Origin of the sequence: Streptomyces sp. NPDC048278 (genome assembly GCF_040652195.1) — a bacterium.
Lineage (GTDB): Bacteria > Actinomycetota > Actinomycetes > Streptomycetales > Streptomycetaceae > Streptomyces.
In genome coordinates this window covers 1-17,963 of the sequence record NZ_JBEZLP010000038.1, presented here as the reverse complement: position 1 = coordinate 17,963, position 17,963 = coordinate 1, and the positions used below count along the sequence as shown (strand labels likewise).

Sequence of the window (17,963 nt, the reverse complement as noted above, 5' to 3'; positions counted from 1 at the left end):
GAGCCGCCCCGTGGTGCGTCAGGCCGTGTCGACGGCGCTCCCCGCCTTGGCCCAGTTGGCGCGCAGTTCGTCCAGATAGGACCGGGCCTGACTGCCCGGAGAGGCGCCGCGGGCGAAGGCGAGCATGTTGGCCGGGCCCGTGTTGTAGCCGAGGGCCAGCAGCTCGTCCCTGGTGTACGAGGCGGACCAGGTGGCGGGCAGACGTGTGGACAGGTCGTGCAGGTACCAGGCTTCGGCCTCGATGGCCAGGTCCCTGTCGTCGGGCAGGGACTCCCAGCTCCGGTTCGCGAAGTCACGGCCCCGCTTGACCTCGTCGAAGGTGGCCCGGTGCATGTTCGCGATCCCGAAGGCGGCGTCCGGCTTGTACCTCTGCCAGGCGCGCTCGAAGGCCGCGTCGTGCGGTTTGTACGCCTCGTTGTAGAGGATCGCCATCAGCAACTGGGCGCTGACGCCGGTCTGGCGGGCCCGGGTACGGACCTGGAGGGCGTAGCTGGCGGGGTCGTACGAGGAGGAGGACCGCGAGGCGGACGGCGAGGCCGAGGCCGTCGAGGGGGTCGCGGTGGGCGTGGCGGTCCCGGACGGGTGCGGGGAGTCGCCCTGCTGGGTGTGGGCCGCCCTGACGATGATGTACAGCGCGAGGGCCAGGACCGCCACGGTGATCCAGCGCCGGCGCCTCACCATGCCGGGCCTCGTCGCTCGTACCGGGCCCTGGCGGCGAGCAGTCCGGCGGCGTAGAGCACGAGAACGGCCACGAGCAGCAGATAGTAGACCGCCGGGAGGGCGGTCAGGCCGAGGGGCGGTCCGAGCGGGGACGGCGGCAGCAGTAGTCCGGTCACGGCCAGGGCCGCTGCCGCACAGGCCACCGATCCGGGTCTGCGCCATCCGGCACCGGCTCGACCCGGCCGCAGCATCAGCATGACCAGGGCCTGGGTCAGCAGGTTCTCGGTGAACCAGCCGGAATGGAACCCCGCCTCGTCCACGGCGGTACCCAGCCCGTGCAGGGCGAGCGCGAGGACACCGAAGGTGGCCAGGTCGGCGGCAGCGTTGAGCACCCCGAAACCGGTGATGAAGCGCAGCAGGTCGCGGGGGCCGAGCACGGTCGGCCGACCCAGCGCCGAGGAGCGCGGACGGTCGTAGGCGAAGGCGAGCTGGGCGGCGTCGAAGCACAGGTTCTGGGTGAGGACCTGGGCCGGGAGCATCGGCAGGAACGGCAGCAGCAGACCCGCACAGAGCATGGCGATGACGTTGCCGAGGTTGGAGGACAGGGTGACGCGCAGATAGGTGGCGATGTTGCCGCTGGCGCGCCGGCCCGCGGTGACGGCGTGGGCGATCGCGGTGAGATCCTTCTCGGCGAGGACCACGTCGGCGGTCTCGCGGGTCACGTCGGCGGCCTCGCGCGGGGCGATGCCCACGTCCGCGGTGTGCAGGGCCGGCAGGTCGTTGACGCCGTCCCCGAGGAAGCCGACGGTATGCCCGTCGGCGCGCAGGGCACGGATGATACGGGCCTTGTGGTCGGGGGTGCAGCGGGCGAAGACGGTCGTTCCGCGGGCCAGCGCGGCGAGTTCGGCGTGGGTGAGGCCGTCGACGCGGTCGGCGGTGAGCACCTGGTCCACGGTGACGGGGAGTCCCAGGTCACGGCATGCACGGGCGGCGGTACCGGGATGGTCGCCGGTGAGGATCTTGACGGTGACGCCCCGGTCGGCGAAGACACCCAGCGCCTCGGGGGCGGTGGGCGCCAGCGCGTCCCGCAGGGTGACCAGGCCGCGGAAGTCGAGGCCGCGTTCGTCGGCCGGGGTGTAGGGGCTGGTGCGGGCCGGGCGTTCGGCGGTGGCGACCGCGAGCACCCGCAGGCCGTCTTCGGCCTGGCGCGCGGCGAGAGCGCGCAGCCGGGTCCGCTCGTCCTCGTCGAGTACGCAGCGTTCGAGTACGGCCTCGACGTCTCCCTTCACCACCAGGGTGTGGGTGCCGAGCCGGCCCGGGGTGCGGACGACGGCGGTGGCGAGCCGGCGCAGCGGGTCGAAGGGAACGGCCGCCGTGCCGTCGTACGCCATGAGGTCGTCCTCGTCGGCGGTGTCCAGGAGTGCCTCGTCGAGGGCGTCGGGGACGGGCAGGTCGGCGAGTTGCAGCGTCCACCAGGCGTTGACGGCGGCCCAGTTCAGGACGTCGGGGTCGTCCCGGCCGTCCGGGCCGAGGGCGCGGTCGACGAGGGGGCGGTCCTGGGTGAGGGTGCCGGTCTTGTCCAGGCACAGCACGTCCATCGCGCCGATGTCGTGCAGCGCGGGCAGCCGCTTGACGATCACCCCGTAGGCGCGGGCGAGCAGCGCGGCGCCACGGGCCAGGCAGGTGGTGACGAGGACCGGCAGCATCTCAGGGGTCAGCCCGACCGCCACGGCGACGGCGAAGGGCAGGGTCTCCAGGCCCCGGTCGCGCAGGGCCGCGTTGGCCATGAGGACCAGCGGCGGGGTGAGCAGCATGAACCGGATCAGGATCCACGCGATGCCGTGCACGGAACGGTCGAACGCGCTCGCCGCATGCCGTACCGTCCCGGCCCGCGCACCGGCGAACCTGGTACGCGCGCCCGTCTCGGTGACCACCGCCGTCGCACTGCCCGAGGCGACGCTGCTGCCCTGGAAGCAGAGCTGCGGCTGCTCGAACACCCCGGTGCCGGCCCCGGTACCGGTCGCGCCAGGCGGATCGGCGGCATGCTTGCGGACCGGCGCCGACTCGCCCGTCAGCGCCGCTTGGTGCACCGTCAGACCGCTGGCGCGCAGCAGCCGTACATCAGCGGGAACCAGGTCGCCCGGACCCAGGCGGACGATGTCGCCGGGGACCAGCTCGGCCACCGGGATCTCGCGGCAGACGGGCTCGGTGTCGTCGTCCCGGCGTCGCAGCACGGAGGCGGTGGTGGCGACCAGCTCACGCAATCCGGCCATGGACCGGTCGGCCCGGTGCTCACCGGTGGCGCGCAGCACGCAGCTCACCACGACCAGCAGCAGGATCACCGAGGCGGTCCCCCAGGCGAAGACCACCGCCGAGACCAGGCCCAGGCAGGCCAGCACCGCGGTGAAGGGGTCCCGCAGGCTCCGGACGAACAGCCGGGGCCAGGAGGCCCCGCGGGTGTCCTGAACCGTGTTCTCGCCGGACCCGAGCAACCGTTCCTCGGCCTGGGCCTCGGTCAGTCCGCGCGGACCACTGTCCAGCCCGCGCAGCACGGCGAGAACCGTCGGTACGACGGCATCCCCCCGTCCGGATTCCTTGCCGCCGGCCGTCGGCAGGGCCTCGGGACCGGGCGTATCGGCGCCCTGCCCCGAAACCGCAGTGGTCTCAGCCACCGGTCCCGCGCCGCCCGTGCCCCGGCGCCGCCGCCTGGCGCGAACGCACGATCAGCTGGCCGACCATGACGCGCACCACGGTCACGACGTCCGGATCGTCCACGTAGTAGACCTGCCGCCGCCCCTCGCGACGGGCCTGCACGAGACCCGCGAGTTTCAGCTTGGCCAGGTGTTGGCTGATGGCCGGCAGCGCGCCGCCCACCCGGTCGGCGAGGTGCGTGACATCGCTCTCGCCCTGGGACAGCGCCCACATGAGGTGCAGCCGGGCCGCCGAAGCGAGCAGACCGAACGCCTCGGCCGCGTCCGCCAGTACCTCGGCGGAGGGATCCTCGACGCCACCGGCCTTCCCCGCCACAGCCCGCCCTCTTCCTCTGCGTCGTCACGCAATGTCACGGTGGACGTTCACGCGCCCACCCAGTGTAGGCGCCCGGCCTCGCCGTGGATGCGGGGCCGGAGCGCAGTCGACCGGTCAGTCCTCGTAGTAGTTGTTGACGATCACGTCGGGTTCGTCGTCGTCGAAAGCCTCGTTGAGCAGCGCTCCGCCGACCAGACCGGCCGCGCCGGCACCGATCAGCGCGCCGGCACCGAACCGGCGCCCGCCGCCCTGCTGTTGCCCGTGGTCGTGGTGGTCGCCGTAGGGCTGCGCGTAACCGCCCTGCTGCGGATAACCCTGCGGTGCCATCTGCGGATACCCCTGCTGGGGCGGTGTGTAGAACGGCGGCGGTGTGGTCTGCACCCGCTGTGCGCAGCCGCCGCACGCCTGGACCGGTCGTGGGACGCCCCACTGCGGGGACCAGGTCACGGTGGTCCCACCGGGGCCGTGCTGAGGATCGAAGAAGCACGTCATGGAGGAGCTCCCTGTGGGGTGCGGGGCAGGGGCGTACGCCGGAAGCGGAGGAAGAGGCGATACGACGGTCGGGGTGGGGGGCGTGGGCGGCACGTACGCCGGAACCGGAGCGTCCACCGGCAACGGGGCGCTGGGAGCCGGGGGCGGAGCGCTCTCGCGCAGGACGTCCACGCCGTAGTCGGCCGCGATTCCGGCGAGTCCGGAGGCATAGCCCTGGCCCACCGCGCGGAACTTCCATGCGGCGCCGTGCCGGTACAGCTCGCCGAAAACCAGTGCCGTCTCGTTCGACAGGACGGCGGACGCGAGGTCGTAGCGGGCGAGTTCGGCTCCCGACTCCTGGTCGAGGGCGCGGATGTGGGCGCGGTGCACCTCTCCGAAGCCCTGGCCGCGGGCCGCGCCCTCGTAGAGGGACACGAGGAAGACGATCTTCGTCACCCGGTCGGGGACTCTGGAGAGGTCGACCTGGATCCGCTGGTCGTCGCCGTCGACGGGGCTGCCGCCGCCGGTGTGGCGGACCGAACCGTCCGGGCTGGTGAGGTTGTTGAAGAAGACGAAGCAGTCGTCGGACGGCACGGTGCCGGACGCGTCGCACAGCAAGGCGCTGGCGTCCAGGTCGTAGCCGGTGTTCGCCTGCCACCCCAGTCCCACGGTCACCGCGGTCAGACCCGGGGCCTCACGACTCAGCGACACGTTGCCGCCCTTGGTCAGTGGCGTGCTCATGTGCCTCCTCCGCAGCCGCTTCCCGTGTCCCTCTCGATCAATGCGATCGATGTCCCTTCCAGTTCGCTGCTTGCGCAGATGTCTTGGCGAGGTGACAGAACCTCGACGGCTTGCCTTCAGTGGCTGCTCGCCGTCCGTCATCCTCGCAGATATATGCCTGGAGTTGCGCAACCGAGCAACTTTTGGCCTGTTCGCCGGAGCCGTCGCCCAGGTCCTGCTGCCCGGCCGCGACCCGGGCGGCCTGATCGGCACCACCCTCATCGGCGCCGCGATCGCCGGTTCCCCGGTCCTCCTCGTCGACTGCCGGCTGCTGTTCGGCAACTCACGCGACTGAGCGGGGCGGTCGCCACCCGGTCACAGGTGGGCGGCGATGGCAGGCAGCAGATCCTGGAATGTCTTCCCGGCGGCGGGCTCGCCGATGGCCCGCAACTGCCAGCCGGCACCGTCCCGGTAGAGCTTCGCCATGATCTGCGCCGTGTGCGCTCCGCCTCCACTCAGGGTGTAACGGGCGAGTTCCTGTCCGGTGGTCTCGTCGACCAGCCGGCAGAACGCGTTCTGGACCTCGGCGAAGGTCTGTCCGGTGAACGAGTTGACCGTGAAGACGATCTGGTCGATGTGCGCGGGAACCCGGCCCATGTCGACGAGGACCACCTCGTCGTCCGCTCCGGCCACGGTACCGCCGGTGAGGTTGTCGCCGAGGTGCCGTACCGAACCGTCGTCGCTGGCCAGGTGCTGGAAGAACACGACGTCGGCAGGTTGGCCTCCGGCGAACAGCACTGCCGAGGCGTCCAGATCGATCTCCCGGGCACCGGCAAGCTTCGCCAGGAAGCCCTTGCGCGGGGCGGCCTGCCAGCCCAGGCCCATACGGACAGCGCTCAGTGAACTCCCGTCCGACTTGCTCAGACTGATCTGCTGGCCCTTGCTCAGATTGACCGACATGGGTTCTCGTCTCGCTTTCTCTCGCTTGGCATCGTGCGGCCGTTCGGGGCCGGTCAGCGGGTCAGGGATTCGGGGAGGTTGCGGCGGACGTAAGGCAGCAGGCCGCGCTCCAGCAGCACTTGCCGCCACTTCTCCCTGGCCCGCACCACATCGCCGCCGCGTCCGGGTCCACGCAGGGCAGTGCGCAGCAGCGCCGACAGGCCGGCGCACCCGGCCACGACACCGGTCCCGGCGAGAACCCACCCTGCGAACGCGACCGAGGCGGCGAATTCCGTGGCCACGCGGGCCAGACGGAGCCCGTATCCGACCAGCAGGAGCACCGCCCCCGCGCCGGCGGACACCAGCGGCGTGAGCACCGCGAGCAGCGGCCACACGGTGTTTCCGCCGGTCCGCTCGCCGGGGGCCCGGGCGGCGGTCGCGCGGGCGTCGAGATAGTCGCGGTACTCGTCGCCGGCGGCGGCCGAGATCTCCTCCGCCGCCGCCAGCGACCAGTCCCTCAGCCGCTCGGCGGCCCTGCCGCTGGGATCGGTACGCAGCACCGACCGGACGTCGGCGGTGTCCAGCGCCAGCCGCAGCACCGCCTCGAAGTCCGCCCGGTCCTCCGGCCGGAGACCGGGTGCGCCGCTCACACGGGTTCCTGGTGTATGTCGTCGGCTCAGACGCCGACTCCGAAGTCCGCGGCGATACCGGCCAGTCCGGACGCGTAGCCCTGGCCCACCGCGCGGAACTTCCACTCCGCGCCGTTCCGGTACAGCTCTCCGAAGACCATCGCGGTCTCGGTGGAGGCGTCCTCGGACAGGTCGTAGCGGGCGAGTTCGGCGCCGCCGGCCTGGTTCACCACCCGGATGAACGCGTTGCGGACCTGCCCGAAACTCTGCCCCCGGGCATCGGCGTCGTGGATCGAGACCGGGAAGACGATGCGGTCGACGTCGGCGGGTACGGCGGTGAGCGCCACCTTCAGGCTCTCGTCGTCGCCCTCACCCTCGCCCGTGAGGTTGTCGCCGGTGTGCTCCACCGAACCGTCCGGGCTCTTGAGGTTGTTGTAGAAGACGAAGTGCTGGTCGGAGACGACCCGGCCCGAGGTGTTCAGCAGCAGCGCGGACGCGTCCAGGTCGAAGTCGGCGCCGGTGGTGGTCCGCACGTCCCAGCCCAGTCCCACGACCACGGCACTGAGCCCCGGAGCCTCCTTGCTCAACGACACATTGCCGCCCTTGGACAGGGAAACACCCATGCTTCGTCCCTCCACACACCGTTGGTTCGGGATCCGCGGCACGGACCCCGAGCTAAAATCTACAACACTGTAGAAGTTGGCGGCGGGCGGCACGGGTCCCGCTTTGTACGATGTGACGCGCCCTGGCACGAGAAGCCGGGGAGCGGACCGGGCAGAAGGAGGCGCGCGTGGCCGAGCCGGATCCACGCAGCCCGCGCAGGGCACAGGGTGCCCTGGAGACACAGGTACTCGCGGCACTGCAGGCGGCCGGGAGCCCGGTCACGGCGGGCTGGGTGCAGGACCGGCTGGCCGCCGACCTCGCCTACACCACCGTGATGACGGTGCTGGCCCGTCTGCTGGCGAAGAACGCCGTCACCCGCAGACGCGAAGGCCGGTCGTTCGTGTGGATGCCGGCCGCCGACGAGGCGGGCCTCGCCGCACTGAAGATGCGCCGGGTCCTGGACGGCGAGCAGAACCGGCGGGCGGTGCTGGCGAGTTTCATCACCACCTTGCCGGAGGACGACGAGCAGTTGCTGCGGGAGTTGCTGCGCGACGCCGGTGACGGGGACTGAGCGCGTCCGTGGGCATCTTCGTCTTCCTTCCGCTCGTACTGCCGTTGACCGCGTGGCCGATAGCGCGGCTGGGCGAACAGCGGCTGGATCCCCGTGCCGCCACCGTGCTGCTCACCACGGTCGCCGCCGTGATGGCCCTGTGCAGCACGGTGTGCCTGGCCCTGCTGATGGTGGTCGGCACCGCGCAACTGCCGGGAAACCCGCTCCCGGACGGCTGGTCGGACCCCGAGGTGCGCGAAAGCGTGCCGCGCCACGAGATCGCGGGGAAAGCGGCGATCCCGGCACTGCTCGCAGTTCTCATCGGTAGTGCGCGGGCACTCTCGCACCACCGCCGGGTGCGGGGGCGAGCTCATGAGGCCCTGCGAGGTCTGCCGGGCTCCGAGGTCGCGGTCCTGCCGGACCCACAGCCCTACGCCTACGCGCTGCCGGGCGGGCCGCGCGACCGCATCGTGGTGTCCACGGGGATGCTCGCCCAGCTGACCTCACGGGAGCGTCGCGCCCTGTTCGCCCATGAGCGCGCCCACCTCAGAGCCCGGCACCACCGGTATCTGCTGCTCGCCCAACTGGCCGCCCGCGCCAACCCGTTCCTGCTGCCACTGCGGACCGCCGTCACCTACACGGCCGAACGCTGGGCGGACGAGGAGGCGGCGCAGACCGTGGGCAGCCGCCGGACGGTCGCCCGGGCGATCGGTGCGGCGGCGCTCGTCTCGCGCGGCACCCCCGCCCCCACGTTCGCCGGCCTGGCCTCGCCGGGCCCGCTCCCCCGACGCGTGGCAGCCCTGCTCGGCCCGCCGCCCGTCACAAGCACCTGGCCGTCCCTGTTCACCACCGCGGGGCTGGCCATGTGGACGGCCGCGGCAGGCGCCGTGCTGTCCGCCACCTTCTCCGCGAACTCGGCGCTCACCCTGCTGTTCCTGCTCTACGCGGCCACACCGCTGTAGCGCCGGCGTCTCGGCGCGCAGTCAACTTCCGTCGCCAACTCGTCCTCCGGACAGCCGAGATGCCTGAACATCCCAGCTGACCTGGGCGAAGAGGACTGTGGACTTTGTGAATTCAAACCGCTGGGGGCGTGGGGCACGATCACGAAAGGCGCGGGACGAGGTGCCGAGATCGAGGAGGACACAAGGGTGTTGCACCGGATACGCCGCCAGGCCAAGGAGCTGAGCGAGACTCAGAGGCAGTTCGCTGACCTGCAGGCACGGCTGCACGGCCAGGTCCCACCCGGCATCGGAGTACCGGCGCCCGAGCCGCAGCTCGCCGAACCGGCCGCCGCCGTGGACGACTTCCTCCCGCCCGAGTTGCGGGTGCCGAGCCACGACCAGGTCGACGGCACGATGATGCCGTGGAAGCAGCCCCTCGTCCTCGACGGCGAGATGACCGCCTGCGCCGAGTGCGGCGCATACCGGGACTGGCTCATCCTCTCCCCCCTCGGCCAGATCCGGCTGCGCTGCCGGGCAGGCCACCAGTAGCAGGAGACCCGCATCGACACCGCCTGGTACAACCGGCACTCCGGACCGGCGGACGCGACACACGCCACGTTCGAGGACTGCCTGCGCCACCTCGGGCACTGACCACCACTCCTACGACCCCACCGGGCCCGCGCGCCCGCACTGACCGCACGTCGCCCAGCACCAAGGGGTCAGTACGTCATGCGCGTTCGCGTCGCCACCACCGCCCTCGGCATCACCGCCGCCCTCCTCGTCCTGCCCGCCTGCTCCACCGACACCACCGGGGACCAGCACAAGCCCCCTCCGTTACCCGGACAGGAAAGCCGTCCAACGGCGTCCGGGAGACGACCGCCCTCTCCTCGGCCGCGCTCACGTCCCGCCTGCTCGATCAGAGCGACCTCGGCAGCGGCTACCTGTCCGAGCGAAGCACGCCGGGCTTGCGTTCCAGGCCGCCGCGGTGCGGCAGGTAGATCGCCTGGTAGACGGTCTCGTGCGCGAGGTGGCGGTCCGGCTCGTCCGGGCAGGCCGAGCGCAGGACCTGACTGATCTGCTCAGGGCTCCAACGCCGGTCCAGGTGCTGCTGGATGAACTCCTTCAGCTCCGGATCGCGCCGTATCTTGCCTTCCTCCGAGCGGGCGCGGCGCACGGACTTCCTGGCTCTGAGCAGGTCGGCGATGACGATCCGCTCATCTTCAGACAGACAGCGCGGCGAGACCTCGACGGTGTCCCGTTGTCCGGTGATCGACGCGTAGACGCGTTCGCGGCCCGCCCGGTCCACGGCCTTCCGTCCGTACCTCCACCGGGTCAAGGACTGGGTGCCGCTTCTCTTCAATTCGATGCATATGGCTGTTCAGCCGCGCCGGAACGTGGCACCGCCAGGCCATACCTTGGCCACTTCACCCCACTTCAACGAGCCTGCAAATACCACACGCTGAGTTTCTTGAGGCGCCGGCAGTACCACGTGAGAAATCACCACGGCTACCCAGAGCCGACCCCCGGCTGCACCTCCGCAAGCGGCTCGGCGGGCGGGCGCGTTTTGTCGACGGCTGCGGGGGATGGGGCGCGTCCCGGTTGTCTACCGGTTGCCGGGGTGTTGTGTCCTTGTGGGGGCGGGTTCGGCGGCGCCGTTCGAGTCCTGCGATGCCGCCCCTGTGCCAGTAGCCGTGTTCTCCGCGGGCTGCGCGCCGCCCGGGGGGTTCGCGTCCTGCGGCGCGGCTGTGGTCGGGCTGGGCGCCGCAGGGAGAGTTGCGGCCGGGGTGACGGGCTGCGGGCTGTGTCGCGTGCCTGCCCCCGGCAGGGTGGTGGCTACGGTGACCGTGCAGGCCACGACCGCGAGCGTGCCAACTGCGGCGAACACCAGGCGACGGCGCCGGATGCGGCGGCCACCGGTCACGGCCGCGTCGACGACGCTGGGCAGGGGCGGTTCCGGCCGTGCGCCGAGGAATTCCTGGAAGGCGGCGTGCAGGGCGTCGTCGTCGCGCTCGTCCATGTCCAGCCTCACCTGGCCGTCCCTTCACTGTTCATGTTCTCGACGATGGCACGCAGCCGGGCGAGCCCCCGGGCGCTCTGGCTCTTCACCGTCCCCGGAGTCACCCGTAGCGCATGTGCCGTCTGCTCGACGGTCCAGTCCTCCCAGAATCGCAGGACCAGCACAGCCCGGTAACGGGGCGGCAGCTCCATGAGCGCCTCTTGCATCATCATCCGCAGCTCCGGTGCGACCGGCACGCCTGCGGTCAGATCGGGCGGCTCGCTCACCGACTCCTCGCGCCAGCCTCCCTTGCGCTGCTGGTCGATGAAGGTCCGGGTGAGGATGGTGCGTGCGTAGGCGTCCACGTTGCCGTCCCGGCTGACCCGTCCCCAGGCCACGTAGAGCTTCATCAAGGCGGTCTGGGTCAGGTCCTGCGCCTGGTACCAGTCCCCGCACAACAGGTAGGCGCTGCGTCGGAGCTGTGCCTGCCGGCTCTCGGCGAATTCCCGGAACTCCCGTTCCCGGACTGCTTCCCTCACCCTTGCTGACCTCCGCTTGCGCATCATCCCACCGGTCCTACATACGGAGATCGGGCCCGCAGGGTTGCACGGCGCGGCAGGAAGATTCCTTCTGCCGCCGGGTGCAACCCGTTTTCGCCCGTGCCCGTACTTCTGTCACACGAGGGCTTCCTCGCTGTCATACGGCGGCCCCCGATCCAGAGACCTGACACCCGAACAGAGGAAAACCGTTGAAGCACCGCAAGATCTCGCAGAAGCAGCGCCGGCTGTACAGCATCGCCGCCGGAACCGTCCTGGCCGCCGCGGGCACGGCCGGCATCGCCTCGGCGGCCACCGCTCACGACGCTGCCGCCGCGACCCCCGCCTCCCACTCCGCCCCGTCCGCGGACCGCGCCGACACCGCCACCCCAGCCGGTAACGGCGCGCAGGAAGCCGCCCCCTCGGGTGGCGGTGCGCAGGAAGCCCACGGCGCGCAGGAAGCCGGCCCCTCGGGTGGCGGTGCGGCGGAGCCGGCGCACCCCAATGCGAAGGACAGCCGCCCCTACTGGGAGTTGACCCCGCAGGAGCGGGCGAACGCGGTGGGCTGATCCGCCGAGGATCACCCACCCCTCTCGGGGCCGGGCATGCGCCCGGCCCCGAGAGGGACACTCGCTCAGCCCTCATACGCGGTGAGGATTGGCCTGGCATGCCTCAACCGCTCGACGAGGCAGCGCAGTTGGACAGCGTGACGAGCGTCGCATGATCAGCGGGCCCCGGGCGTACGGTGCTCAGCCGTCCGACCCAGACGGTGTGACCCGACTCCGGCGCGGCAACGAAACCATACGTTCAGCCCCGCACGAACTGGTCCGTCCTACGGTCGCCACGTTTGTAGACGTGGCAGAACAGCCGGCCATTGCTGGTCGGGGCATCGCAACGGAGCCAGTTACTCAGCGGGCGTGCACATGGCGTTTTCAGTATGCGAGTTTGCTTCATGTCCTGCTTTGGGCGTCTTCACTAACGACCTCGTGCACGGTTGGCCATGGCTCGGGACCGGACTGTGCCGCAGCTCACGCCACCGGATCCCGGCGTGAAACGTACTAAGAAGTGAGACACGAGTGGCAGATGTTCTCAACTGGTGCTGGAGTCACGGGAACTGACGATGAATCAGCACTTCTTCTGCCACGTCGGAACGACCCGAAAGGATCAGTCCTTGCGTCACAAGAAGCGCGCCATGACCCGTCGTACCGTCCTCGGAGCGGCCGGTCTCGCAGCCGGCGTCGCCGTCGCGGCCCCGGTGATCGCCTCGGCCGCACCCGTCAGCACCACAACACGGCAGAAGGCGGTTCCCGGCACCCGGGCGAAGACGTTCACGGGCGCGGCGGCCAAGTCCGCGAAGCCGGGCTTCCCCGTCGAATACGTCGGAGTCACCTGGACCGGCGCCCGGCGCGGTGCCGCGATCAGGATGCTCGACCAGGCCGGCAAGCCGGGTGCGTGGCAGCCGCTGACGCCGGTTTGCGCCGCCGGGTCCGACGCGGACACCGGTGAACCGGCGAAGAGCGTGAGGGTGCTGGTGCCCGCCGGCGGGGCCGCGGGTTACGAGTTGAAGATGCCGGACGGCGCGACCGGCATACGCTCCACCGCCATCGACACGGTCAACGGCCCCACCGTCGCCGTCTCCGTGGCCACCGAGACGGCGTCGTTCCGGGGCGTCGAGTTCATCACCCGGGCCGGCTGGGGCGCCGACGAGTCCCTCCGCTTCAAGGCCGACGGCACCGAGAACTCGCCCCAGACCTACTACCCGGCCCAGACCCTGACGGTGCATCACACCGCAGGCGCCAACGGCGACCTGGACCCGGCCGCCACCATCCGCGCGTACTACTACCTGCACGCGATCACCAACGACTGGGGGGACATCGGGTACCACTTCCTCGTCGACGAGGCCGGTCTCGTCTACGAGGGCCGCTACTCGGGCACGGACGGCATCCCGGCCCACAACGCCGACGGGAAGATGGTGACCGCCTTCCACACCTCCGGCTTCAACTCCGGCAACCTCGGCATCGCCGTACTCGGCACCTTCGAGAGCCAGGCGCCGACCGCCGCGGCCCGTGCGTCGCTGACCAAGCTGCTCGCAGCGCTGGCCGACTACCACGACCTCGACCCCGAGGCTGCCGTCACCTTCGTCAACCCCGTCAACGGCGTCACCAGGGACGTCCAGATGATCAGCGGCCACCGCGACTGGCTGGCCACCGAGTGCCCCGGCACCACGTTCTACGGCGACCTGCCCGCCCTGCGCCAGGACGTCGCGGCAGCGCGCTCCAGCAGCTGACCCGGGGCCGCCCGGCCGACCACCCACAGCGAGGAGGGCGTCCGACCCGGCGGACGCCCTCGGGCGGTCGGCTCAGGAGCGGGCGCCCGGCCGGAGTGCGCGCGCCGATCAGCACCCCCCAATGATCTTGGCTCCGAGTGCGTAGCGGCTTGCAGAGCTGGCGAGGTGTTCAGCCGGTGGTTCGTGAGGCGTCCAGGGATCGGGCGAAGCCGGCGAGTGTGTGGAAGTCGTTCTCCCGGAGGCCGATCCGTGGGTTGACGTGGTGGAGGAGCCCGAGCCCTTGGTGGTGCGCGGTCACGTAGGTCTGATCCAACTCGCTCTGCTCGTCGTCCACCCAGGCGAAAGGACGGCCGTCCGCGTAGTCCACCAACGGCCCGGTCTTCCAGTGGACTCCATCGGGGCGTTCTTGAAGCAGGACGTCGCCGAAGTTCACGAAGGGAAGTTCCGGAAGGCCGAGGACCGGCGCGATCCATCGGTTGGCATCGTCCATCCATGTGGTGGCCCAGCACAGCTCGAAGCCGAGCCGGAGCAGGATTCGTCCGTGCTCGGGGTTGAGCCAGACCCGCAGGGGGCGTCGTCGGGACGACAGGCCCGTGTCGTCCTGACGGGTGTCGTTCCGGGGGACCCGGAGTGTGGTGTAACCGTCGGGACGCCTCTCCGGCTTGGCCGCGTAGGGGTTGAGTGGCCCGTCCACGTCGAGGAACAGCAGTGGTCGGTTCACGGTTTCCCCCGGTTTTGCATACGTGGACTGCCTCGATCAGCGTAGCTGTGGGCATGCCTGCTTCGGCAAGCTGCTGACCACGCTGCGGCGCGATGGAGCAGATGTGATCCACCGAGGCCGACCGTGGAGTCTGCCACTGGAGGACCGGGTATTGCTGGTCACGGCCTACTGGCGAACGAACCTGACCTTGCGGCAGCTCGCTCCGCTGTTCGGTGTCTCATGCACAACCTCGCCCTCGCCGGACAGGCGAGGGGGCCGTGCCGCCGGCCTGCCCCGCCCGAGTGTCCCGTGTGACCGAAGTTTGATCACGTGTCATCGAACCTTGACGAGCGCAGGTTCGTGTCATCGAAGTTTGATCGCGCTGATCACGGAGCCGGCGGCGACGACAAGGAGATGCTCAGGTGCCGCACGCGCAGCCCGCGGCCGTCGGCGCGGCTTCGGCTGCCGGCTGGTCGGCGCACCAGTTGCCTCCGCCTTCGAGTGCGGGGCCCTTGCCCGTCTGGTCGGTGTCGGCCTTGACGACGTGGACCTCCCAGGGCTCCTTGCCGGGGCCGTGGACCCAGACCTTGTCCTGGAGGGCGTAGCAGCAGGAGGTGTCGTTCTCCTCGAACGTGGCGAGCCCGACCGGTGAACGACAGGGCCCGTACCGGCCTCCGGTCGACGAGTTCGGCGGTGACGGCCACGTCGCGGGAGGTGGACACCCTGCGGCAGCCGGGGCAGGCTGAGCGTCGTGCCGTCCGCGCGGCGGGCCCGCTGGTCCTCGCGCGGCAGCATGCCGTGAACCGCCTTTTCTGGGCGCGGTGTCGGCATGCTGCCGTCGGCGGGTGGATCTCCTGCCGATCAGAACACGACGAGTGGTGCGTTCGGGCCGGGGTCGTAGTCGAACTTGAAGTTGAGGCGCGTTTCGCCGCCGCTGCAGCTGGCGGTTGTGACGATCATCGAACCGTAACCGAACTGGGTGTCGTCTCCCACGCAGGTGTTCCGGTTCTTCGCACGGATCTGCAACTGGCCGGTGTCGTTCCAGTAGTTGAGATCAAACAGCTCATCGCTGTTGGTGTTGCAGTCCCACTGGAGGATGCTGCCGCCACTGTCCCTCCAGCAACTCCCGGTGGAGACATTGACGACTCTGTAAAATCCGCTGCCCGCAGGCTGGAACCGCCAGTGGCCGTACCTGCCTGCCGCGGACGCATTTCCTACAACCATGTAGGTGCCATTGACGTTGGTGCGGAACTCCATGGCGCGGTTTCCGTCGTGTGAGTTGAGGAGTTGCACACCGGCGCTCGCAGCCAAACGGCGGAACATGACGGCCATGTGGTCGGAGCCGTAGCCGTGTGCGACTCCGCCGTAGCCGGCGATGCGCTCGTTCGACACCATATAGTCGAGTTCCCTGTTCACCGTCCGGCCCGCGACCAGGCTCATGTGGGTAGCGCCATTGGTCCTGTACCTGTGCCAGCCACGGCGTATGGCGAGGTCGTCCGGTTCGCGGTTCCAGTCACCCATCGCGGCCCATATGCGTGTCCCGGCCAGCGCCGAGATTTGATTCAGCAGACCTGGGCCGTCATTTCCGGCACCGTTGCCCGAGACCGCGTGCACGCTGAAGAAGAGCGTCTGCCCCAGTCTGATACCGAGGGCGGGACGGGAGGTCGGAAGGCCGTTCGATCCCCAGAACGCGGGACGGGCGACGAAGGCTTCGGCGGCGTCGAACGTTGTCAGGATGGCCAGGTTCACCCGGCCGCCGTTGACGCCCGCCGGACCGCTGAAGTCGGTGCGCACCCAGTAGATGTGCCACGGCGGATTGATGCGGTTCGGGTACGGGTCCCATTCGTACTCGTAGACGCGCCAGCCTCTCCAGTGGTCGTTGCCCGAGAGATAGGGCGACGTCCACGTCAGACGGGCGGACGCCGGTGGCTGGGGTCCCGCCTCCTGGAGGGCGATCACGTTGTAACCGGCGTTCATGATCTGCGGGAGGTCGGTGGTCCACTTGCTCTGGCCGGCGCTCATGCCGCCCTGCATGTTGTAGGTCGCAGGCCGGTAGTCCTCGACGGCCGCCGAGGCGCGCTGCGGTGTCGAGAAGGAGGCGACCAGGCACGCCAGCATGGCCAGCGCCAGTGTCGCGACCAGATATCTCATCCGCGTTCGGCGACCGCCGCGGTGTCTTCTCCCGTGGGAGACCCGGGGAAAGGAGTTTCTCATCGTGGATCCTTTCTGCCTCGCGCCGATGACGGCGGGAGGGATGCGCGGTAGTCGTCTATCCGAGGACTGCTGAGGAACCGTCGGTGTCGGCCGGCGCGGAGTCGGCGGGCGCTTCGATGACGACCTTGCCCGGATAGGCGGCGAGCAGCGGATCGGTGACGGAAGCCGGGGCGTCGGTCGCCACCACGACGCGATCGCGCAAACCGTCGTAGTGGACGGAGACGTTGTAGGCGGTCGTGTCGCCGTCCGACGAGACCTGGCGGAGAACCTGGTCCTGGATCTCGGTGATCTGGGCGAGCGTGAACGACTGGCTCTTCGCGGTGGTGGGGCTGGGCCAGTCGGTGGGGATGTCTCCGTACTCCGAAGTCCACCCCGGGGGCTTCGCCAGATCGTCGATGTCGCCGGTGTAGTCCGACGGGAAGATGACCACCGGTCCGATGTTGGGGTCGTTGAACGCGGCGAGCGCGCAGTTGTAGTCGGCGAGGGCCTGGACCTGCTGCCACTGCAGTTTTGTCGCGGCGTCCTGGAAACCGTCCTGGGGTCCGGCTTCCGGCGACAGCACCGTGCCTGCGGTCCGCTGTTCGGGAGCGCACTTGCCGACGGTCTCGTAGTCGGACACGTAGCTCTCGATGACGAGCCTGCCCGTGAACTGGGTGGCCAGGGGATCGGTGACGGACGAGGGCGCGTTGGTCGCGGCCACCACGCGGTCACGTGTCCCGTCGTAGTACATGTTCAGCTGATAGGTGGTCATGTCGCCGTCGGGCTGCACCTGTGCGGTGACCGCGTCCTCGATGTCCGTGATCTGACCGAGAGTGAACAGCGGGCTCTTCGCAGTCGTGGGATCCGGCCAGTCGGTGGGAACCTGCCCGAACTCGTCGGTCCACTCGGGCGGGGGCTGCAGATTGTCCATGTCGCCGGTGTAGTCCGACGGGAAGATGACGACGGGGCCGATGCCGGGATCGTCGAACGCCGCGAGCGCGCCGTTGTACGAGGCCAGTGCCTGGAGTTGCTCCCATTGCTGCTCGGTCCCGGTGGCCACCGCCTGTACCTCGGAGGTGGACAGGGCCCGGTTGTAGACGCGGAAGTCCCGCATCCGGCCCTTGAAGTACAGGTCGGTGGAATACAGCGAGCGTCCGATGTAGTCCGCGGTGGTCGTCCCGCCGCCGATCGCGCCCGGGGTGATCGTCACCGACGTGTTGCGGGCCTTCTCCACGCCGTTCTCGTACAGGACGCCGGTGTTGCCGGTCTGCGTGTACGTGACGTGCTTCCACATGCCGCGCGCCAGCTGGTACGAGGTGCCCGGCCGGGTCTGCTGTTCCGCGTGCGAGTTGGTGGTGGTGATCGCCGTGCGGAACTGGTTGCCGGTGGAGAACAGGTAGCCGTTGCCCTTGCCGTCGCTGCCGGTGTTGCCGAAGCCGTAGAGGAAGTACGGCTTGCCCATGGTCCGGTCGATCCACACGTCGAAGTCGACGGTGATGGAGTTCAGCCCGGCCAGGATGTTGTTCGGCACCTTGACGTAGGTGTCCGAACCGTTGAAGTCCAGCCCTTCGGCGCCCTTCCAGCCGGCGGTGCCGTTGACCGTGCCGTCGTGTCCCTGGCCGGAGGCGTCGTGGGCGACCGTGCCGGACGTCTCGTCCAGCTTGTACCGCAGGAGCAGCCCGTCGGTGATCGAGGCCTGCGCGGGGACGGC

18 protein-coding genes and 3 pseudogenes are annotated in these 17,963 nt (G+C 70.0%); 7 read left to right on the top strand and 14 right to left on the bottom strand.

Annotated features, from left to right (window positions below; all coding sequences use genetic code 11):
• Positions 1-18: 18 nt before the first annotated feature.
• The 4 genes from AB0D74_RS41580 to AB0D74_RS41565 form a co-directional block, all read right to left on the bottom strand.
• Positions 19-681, bottom strand: coding sequence for a lytic transglycosylase domain-containing protein (locus tag AB0D74_RS41580; RefSeq protein ID WP_362599087.1), 663 nt, complete (start codon positions 679-681; stop codon positions 19-21).
• Positions 675-3,275, bottom strand: a complete 2,601-nt coding sequence (gene mgtA, locus AB0D74_RS41575) for a magnesium-translocating P-type ATPase (protein WP_362599219.1) — start codon at positions 3,273-3,275, stop codon at positions 675-677. The genes AB0D74_RS41580 and mgtA overlap by 7 nt, the downstream gene beginning before the upstream one ends.
• A gap of 49 nt (positions 3,276-3,324) precedes the next feature.
• Positions 3,325-3,687: a metalloregulator ArsR/SmtB family transcription factor gene (locus AB0D74_RS41570; RefSeq protein ID WP_362599086.1), complete on the bottom strand. Its 363-nt coding sequence runs from the start codon at positions 3,685-3,687 to the stop codon at positions 3,325-3,327.
• A 114-nt stretch (positions 3,688-3,801) separates the two neighbouring features.
• Positions 3,802-4,899 (bottom strand): TerD family protein, encoded by a 1,098-nt coding sequence (locus tag AB0D74_RS41565; protein WP_362599085.1) that lies wholly within the window; start codon positions 4,897-4,899, stop codon positions 3,802-3,804.
• A gap of 163 nt (positions 4,900-5,062) precedes the next feature.
• On the opposite strand from AB0D74_RS41565, the gene AB0D74_RS41560 reads away from it, so the two are divergent.
• Positions 5,063-5,233: a hypothetical protein gene (locus AB0D74_RS41560; protein ID WP_362599083.1), complete on the top strand. Its 171-nt coding sequence runs from the start codon at positions 5,063-5,065 to the stop codon at positions 5,231-5,233.
• Positions 5,234-5,253: 20 nt separating this feature from the next.
• Here the strand turns inward: AB0D74_RS41560 and AB0D74_RS41555 are convergent, their stop codons facing one another.
• The 3 genes from AB0D74_RS41555 to AB0D74_RS41545 are packed head-to-tail and all read right to left on the bottom strand — an operon-like array spanning position 5,254 to position 7,069.
• Entirely contained in the window at positions 5,254-5,838 is a 585-nt protein-coding gene (locus tag AB0D74_RS41555) for a TerD family protein (protein WP_362599081.1), read from the bottom strand.
• A gap of 53 nt (positions 5,839-5,891) precedes the next feature.
• The gene (locus tag AB0D74_RS41550) at positions 5,892-6,467 is read right to left on the bottom strand and encodes a hypothetical protein (protein ID WP_362599079.1); all 576 of its coding nucleotides are present in this window, start codon (positions 6,465-6,467) and stop codon (positions 5,892-5,894) included.
• 26 nt (positions 6,468-6,493) lie between these two features.
• On the bottom strand, positions 6,494-7,069 hold the full coding sequence (locus AB0D74_RS41545) for a TerD family protein (protein WP_362599077.1): 576 nt from the start codon (positions 7,067-7,069) through the stop codon (positions 6,494-6,496).
• A gap of 167 nt (positions 7,070-7,236) precedes the next feature.
• Between AB0D74_RS41545 and AB0D74_RS41540 the strand changes: the two genes are divergently transcribed.
• From AB0D74_RS41540 to AB0D74_RS41530, 3 genes and pseudogenes are all read left to right on the top strand, one after another.
• Positions 7,237-7,620, top strand: a complete 384-nt coding sequence (locus AB0D74_RS41540) for a BlaI/MecI/CopY family transcriptional regulator (protein WP_362599075.1) — start codon at positions 7,237-7,239, stop codon at positions 7,618-7,620.
• Positions 7,621-7,628: 8 nt separating this feature from the next.
• Positions 7,629-8,561, top strand: a complete 933-nt coding sequence (locus AB0D74_RS41535) for a M56 family metallopeptidase (RefSeq protein ID WP_362599073.1) — start codon at positions 7,629-7,631, stop codon at positions 8,559-8,561.
• 186 nt (positions 8,562-8,747) lie between these two features.
• A pseudogene (locus tag AB0D74_RS41530) lies at positions 8,748-9,191 on the top strand (hypothetical protein).
• 286 nt (positions 9,192-9,477) lie between these two features.
• Here AB0D74_RS41530 and AB0D74_RS41525 read toward each other — a convergent pair.
• From AB0D74_RS41525 to AB0D74_RS41515, 3 genes are all read right to left on the bottom strand, one after another.
• Positions 9,478-9,846 (bottom strand): hypothetical protein, encoded by a 369-nt coding sequence (locus tag AB0D74_RS41525; protein ID WP_362599071.1) that lies wholly within the window; start codon positions 9,844-9,846, stop codon positions 9,478-9,480.
• 297 nt (positions 9,847-10,143) lie between these two features.
• On the bottom strand, positions 10,144-10,557 hold the full coding sequence (locus AB0D74_RS41520) for a hypothetical protein (RefSeq protein ID WP_362599070.1): 414 nt from the start codon (positions 10,555-10,557) through the stop codon (positions 10,144-10,146).
• An 8-nt stretch (positions 10,558-10,565) separates the two neighbouring features.
• The gene (locus tag AB0D74_RS41515; RefSeq protein ID WP_362599068.1) at positions 10,566-11,075 is read right to left on the bottom strand and encodes a SigE family RNA polymerase sigma factor; all 510 of its coding nucleotides are present in this window, start codon (positions 11,073-11,075) and stop codon (positions 10,566-10,568) included.
• Between the two features lie 209 nt (positions 11,076-11,284).
• On the opposite strand from AB0D74_RS41515, the gene AB0D74_RS41510 reads away from it, so the two are divergent.
• On the top strand, positions 11,285-11,641 hold the full coding sequence (locus AB0D74_RS41510) for a hypothetical protein (protein ID WP_362599066.1): 357 nt from the start codon (positions 11,285-11,287) through the stop codon (positions 11,639-11,641).
• A 623-nt stretch (positions 11,642-12,264) separates the two neighbouring features.
• Positions 12,265-13,359: a peptidoglycan recognition family protein gene (locus AB0D74_RS41505; RefSeq protein ID WP_362599064.1), complete on the top strand. Its 1,095-nt coding sequence runs from the start codon at positions 12,265-12,267 to the stop codon at positions 13,357-13,359.
• Between the two features lie 169 nt (positions 13,360-13,528).
• Here the strand turns inward: AB0D74_RS41505 and AB0D74_RS41500 are convergent, their stop codons facing one another.
• A complete protein-coding gene (locus AB0D74_RS41500) occupies positions 13,529-14,080 on the bottom strand; it encodes a hypothetical protein (protein WP_362599062.1) in 552 nt (183 codons plus the stop codon).
• 22 nt (positions 14,081-14,102) lie between these two features.
• On the opposite strand from AB0D74_RS41500, the pseudogene AB0D74_RS41495 reads away from it, so the two are divergent.
• Positions 14,103-14,300, top strand: a pseudogene (locus AB0D74_RS41495) (transposase family protein); the annotation flags it as partial.
• Positions 14,301-14,477: 177 nt separating this feature from the next.
• On the opposite strand, the pseudogene AB0D74_RS41490 reads toward AB0D74_RS41495, so the two are convergent.
• From AB0D74_RS41490 to AB0D74_RS41480, 3 genes and pseudogenes are all read right to left on the bottom strand, one after another.
• Positions 14,478-14,702: pseudogene (locus tag AB0D74_RS41490) on the bottom strand (glyoxalase/bleomycin resistance/dioxygenase family protein); the annotation flags it as partial.
• Between the two features lie 218 nt (positions 14,703-14,920).
• Positions 14,921-16,210 carry a hypothetical protein gene (locus AB0D74_RS41485; protein ID WP_362599061.1) on the bottom strand — a complete coding sequence of 430 codons (1,290 nt, stop codon included), beginning with the start codon at positions 16,208-16,210 and terminating at the stop codon, positions 14,921-14,923.
• Between the two features lie 118 nt (positions 16,211-16,328).
• A partial coding sequence (locus AB0D74_RS41480) for a LamG domain-containing protein (RefSeq protein ID WP_362599059.1) occupies positions 16,329-17,963 on the bottom strand: 1,635 nt, incomplete at its 5' end.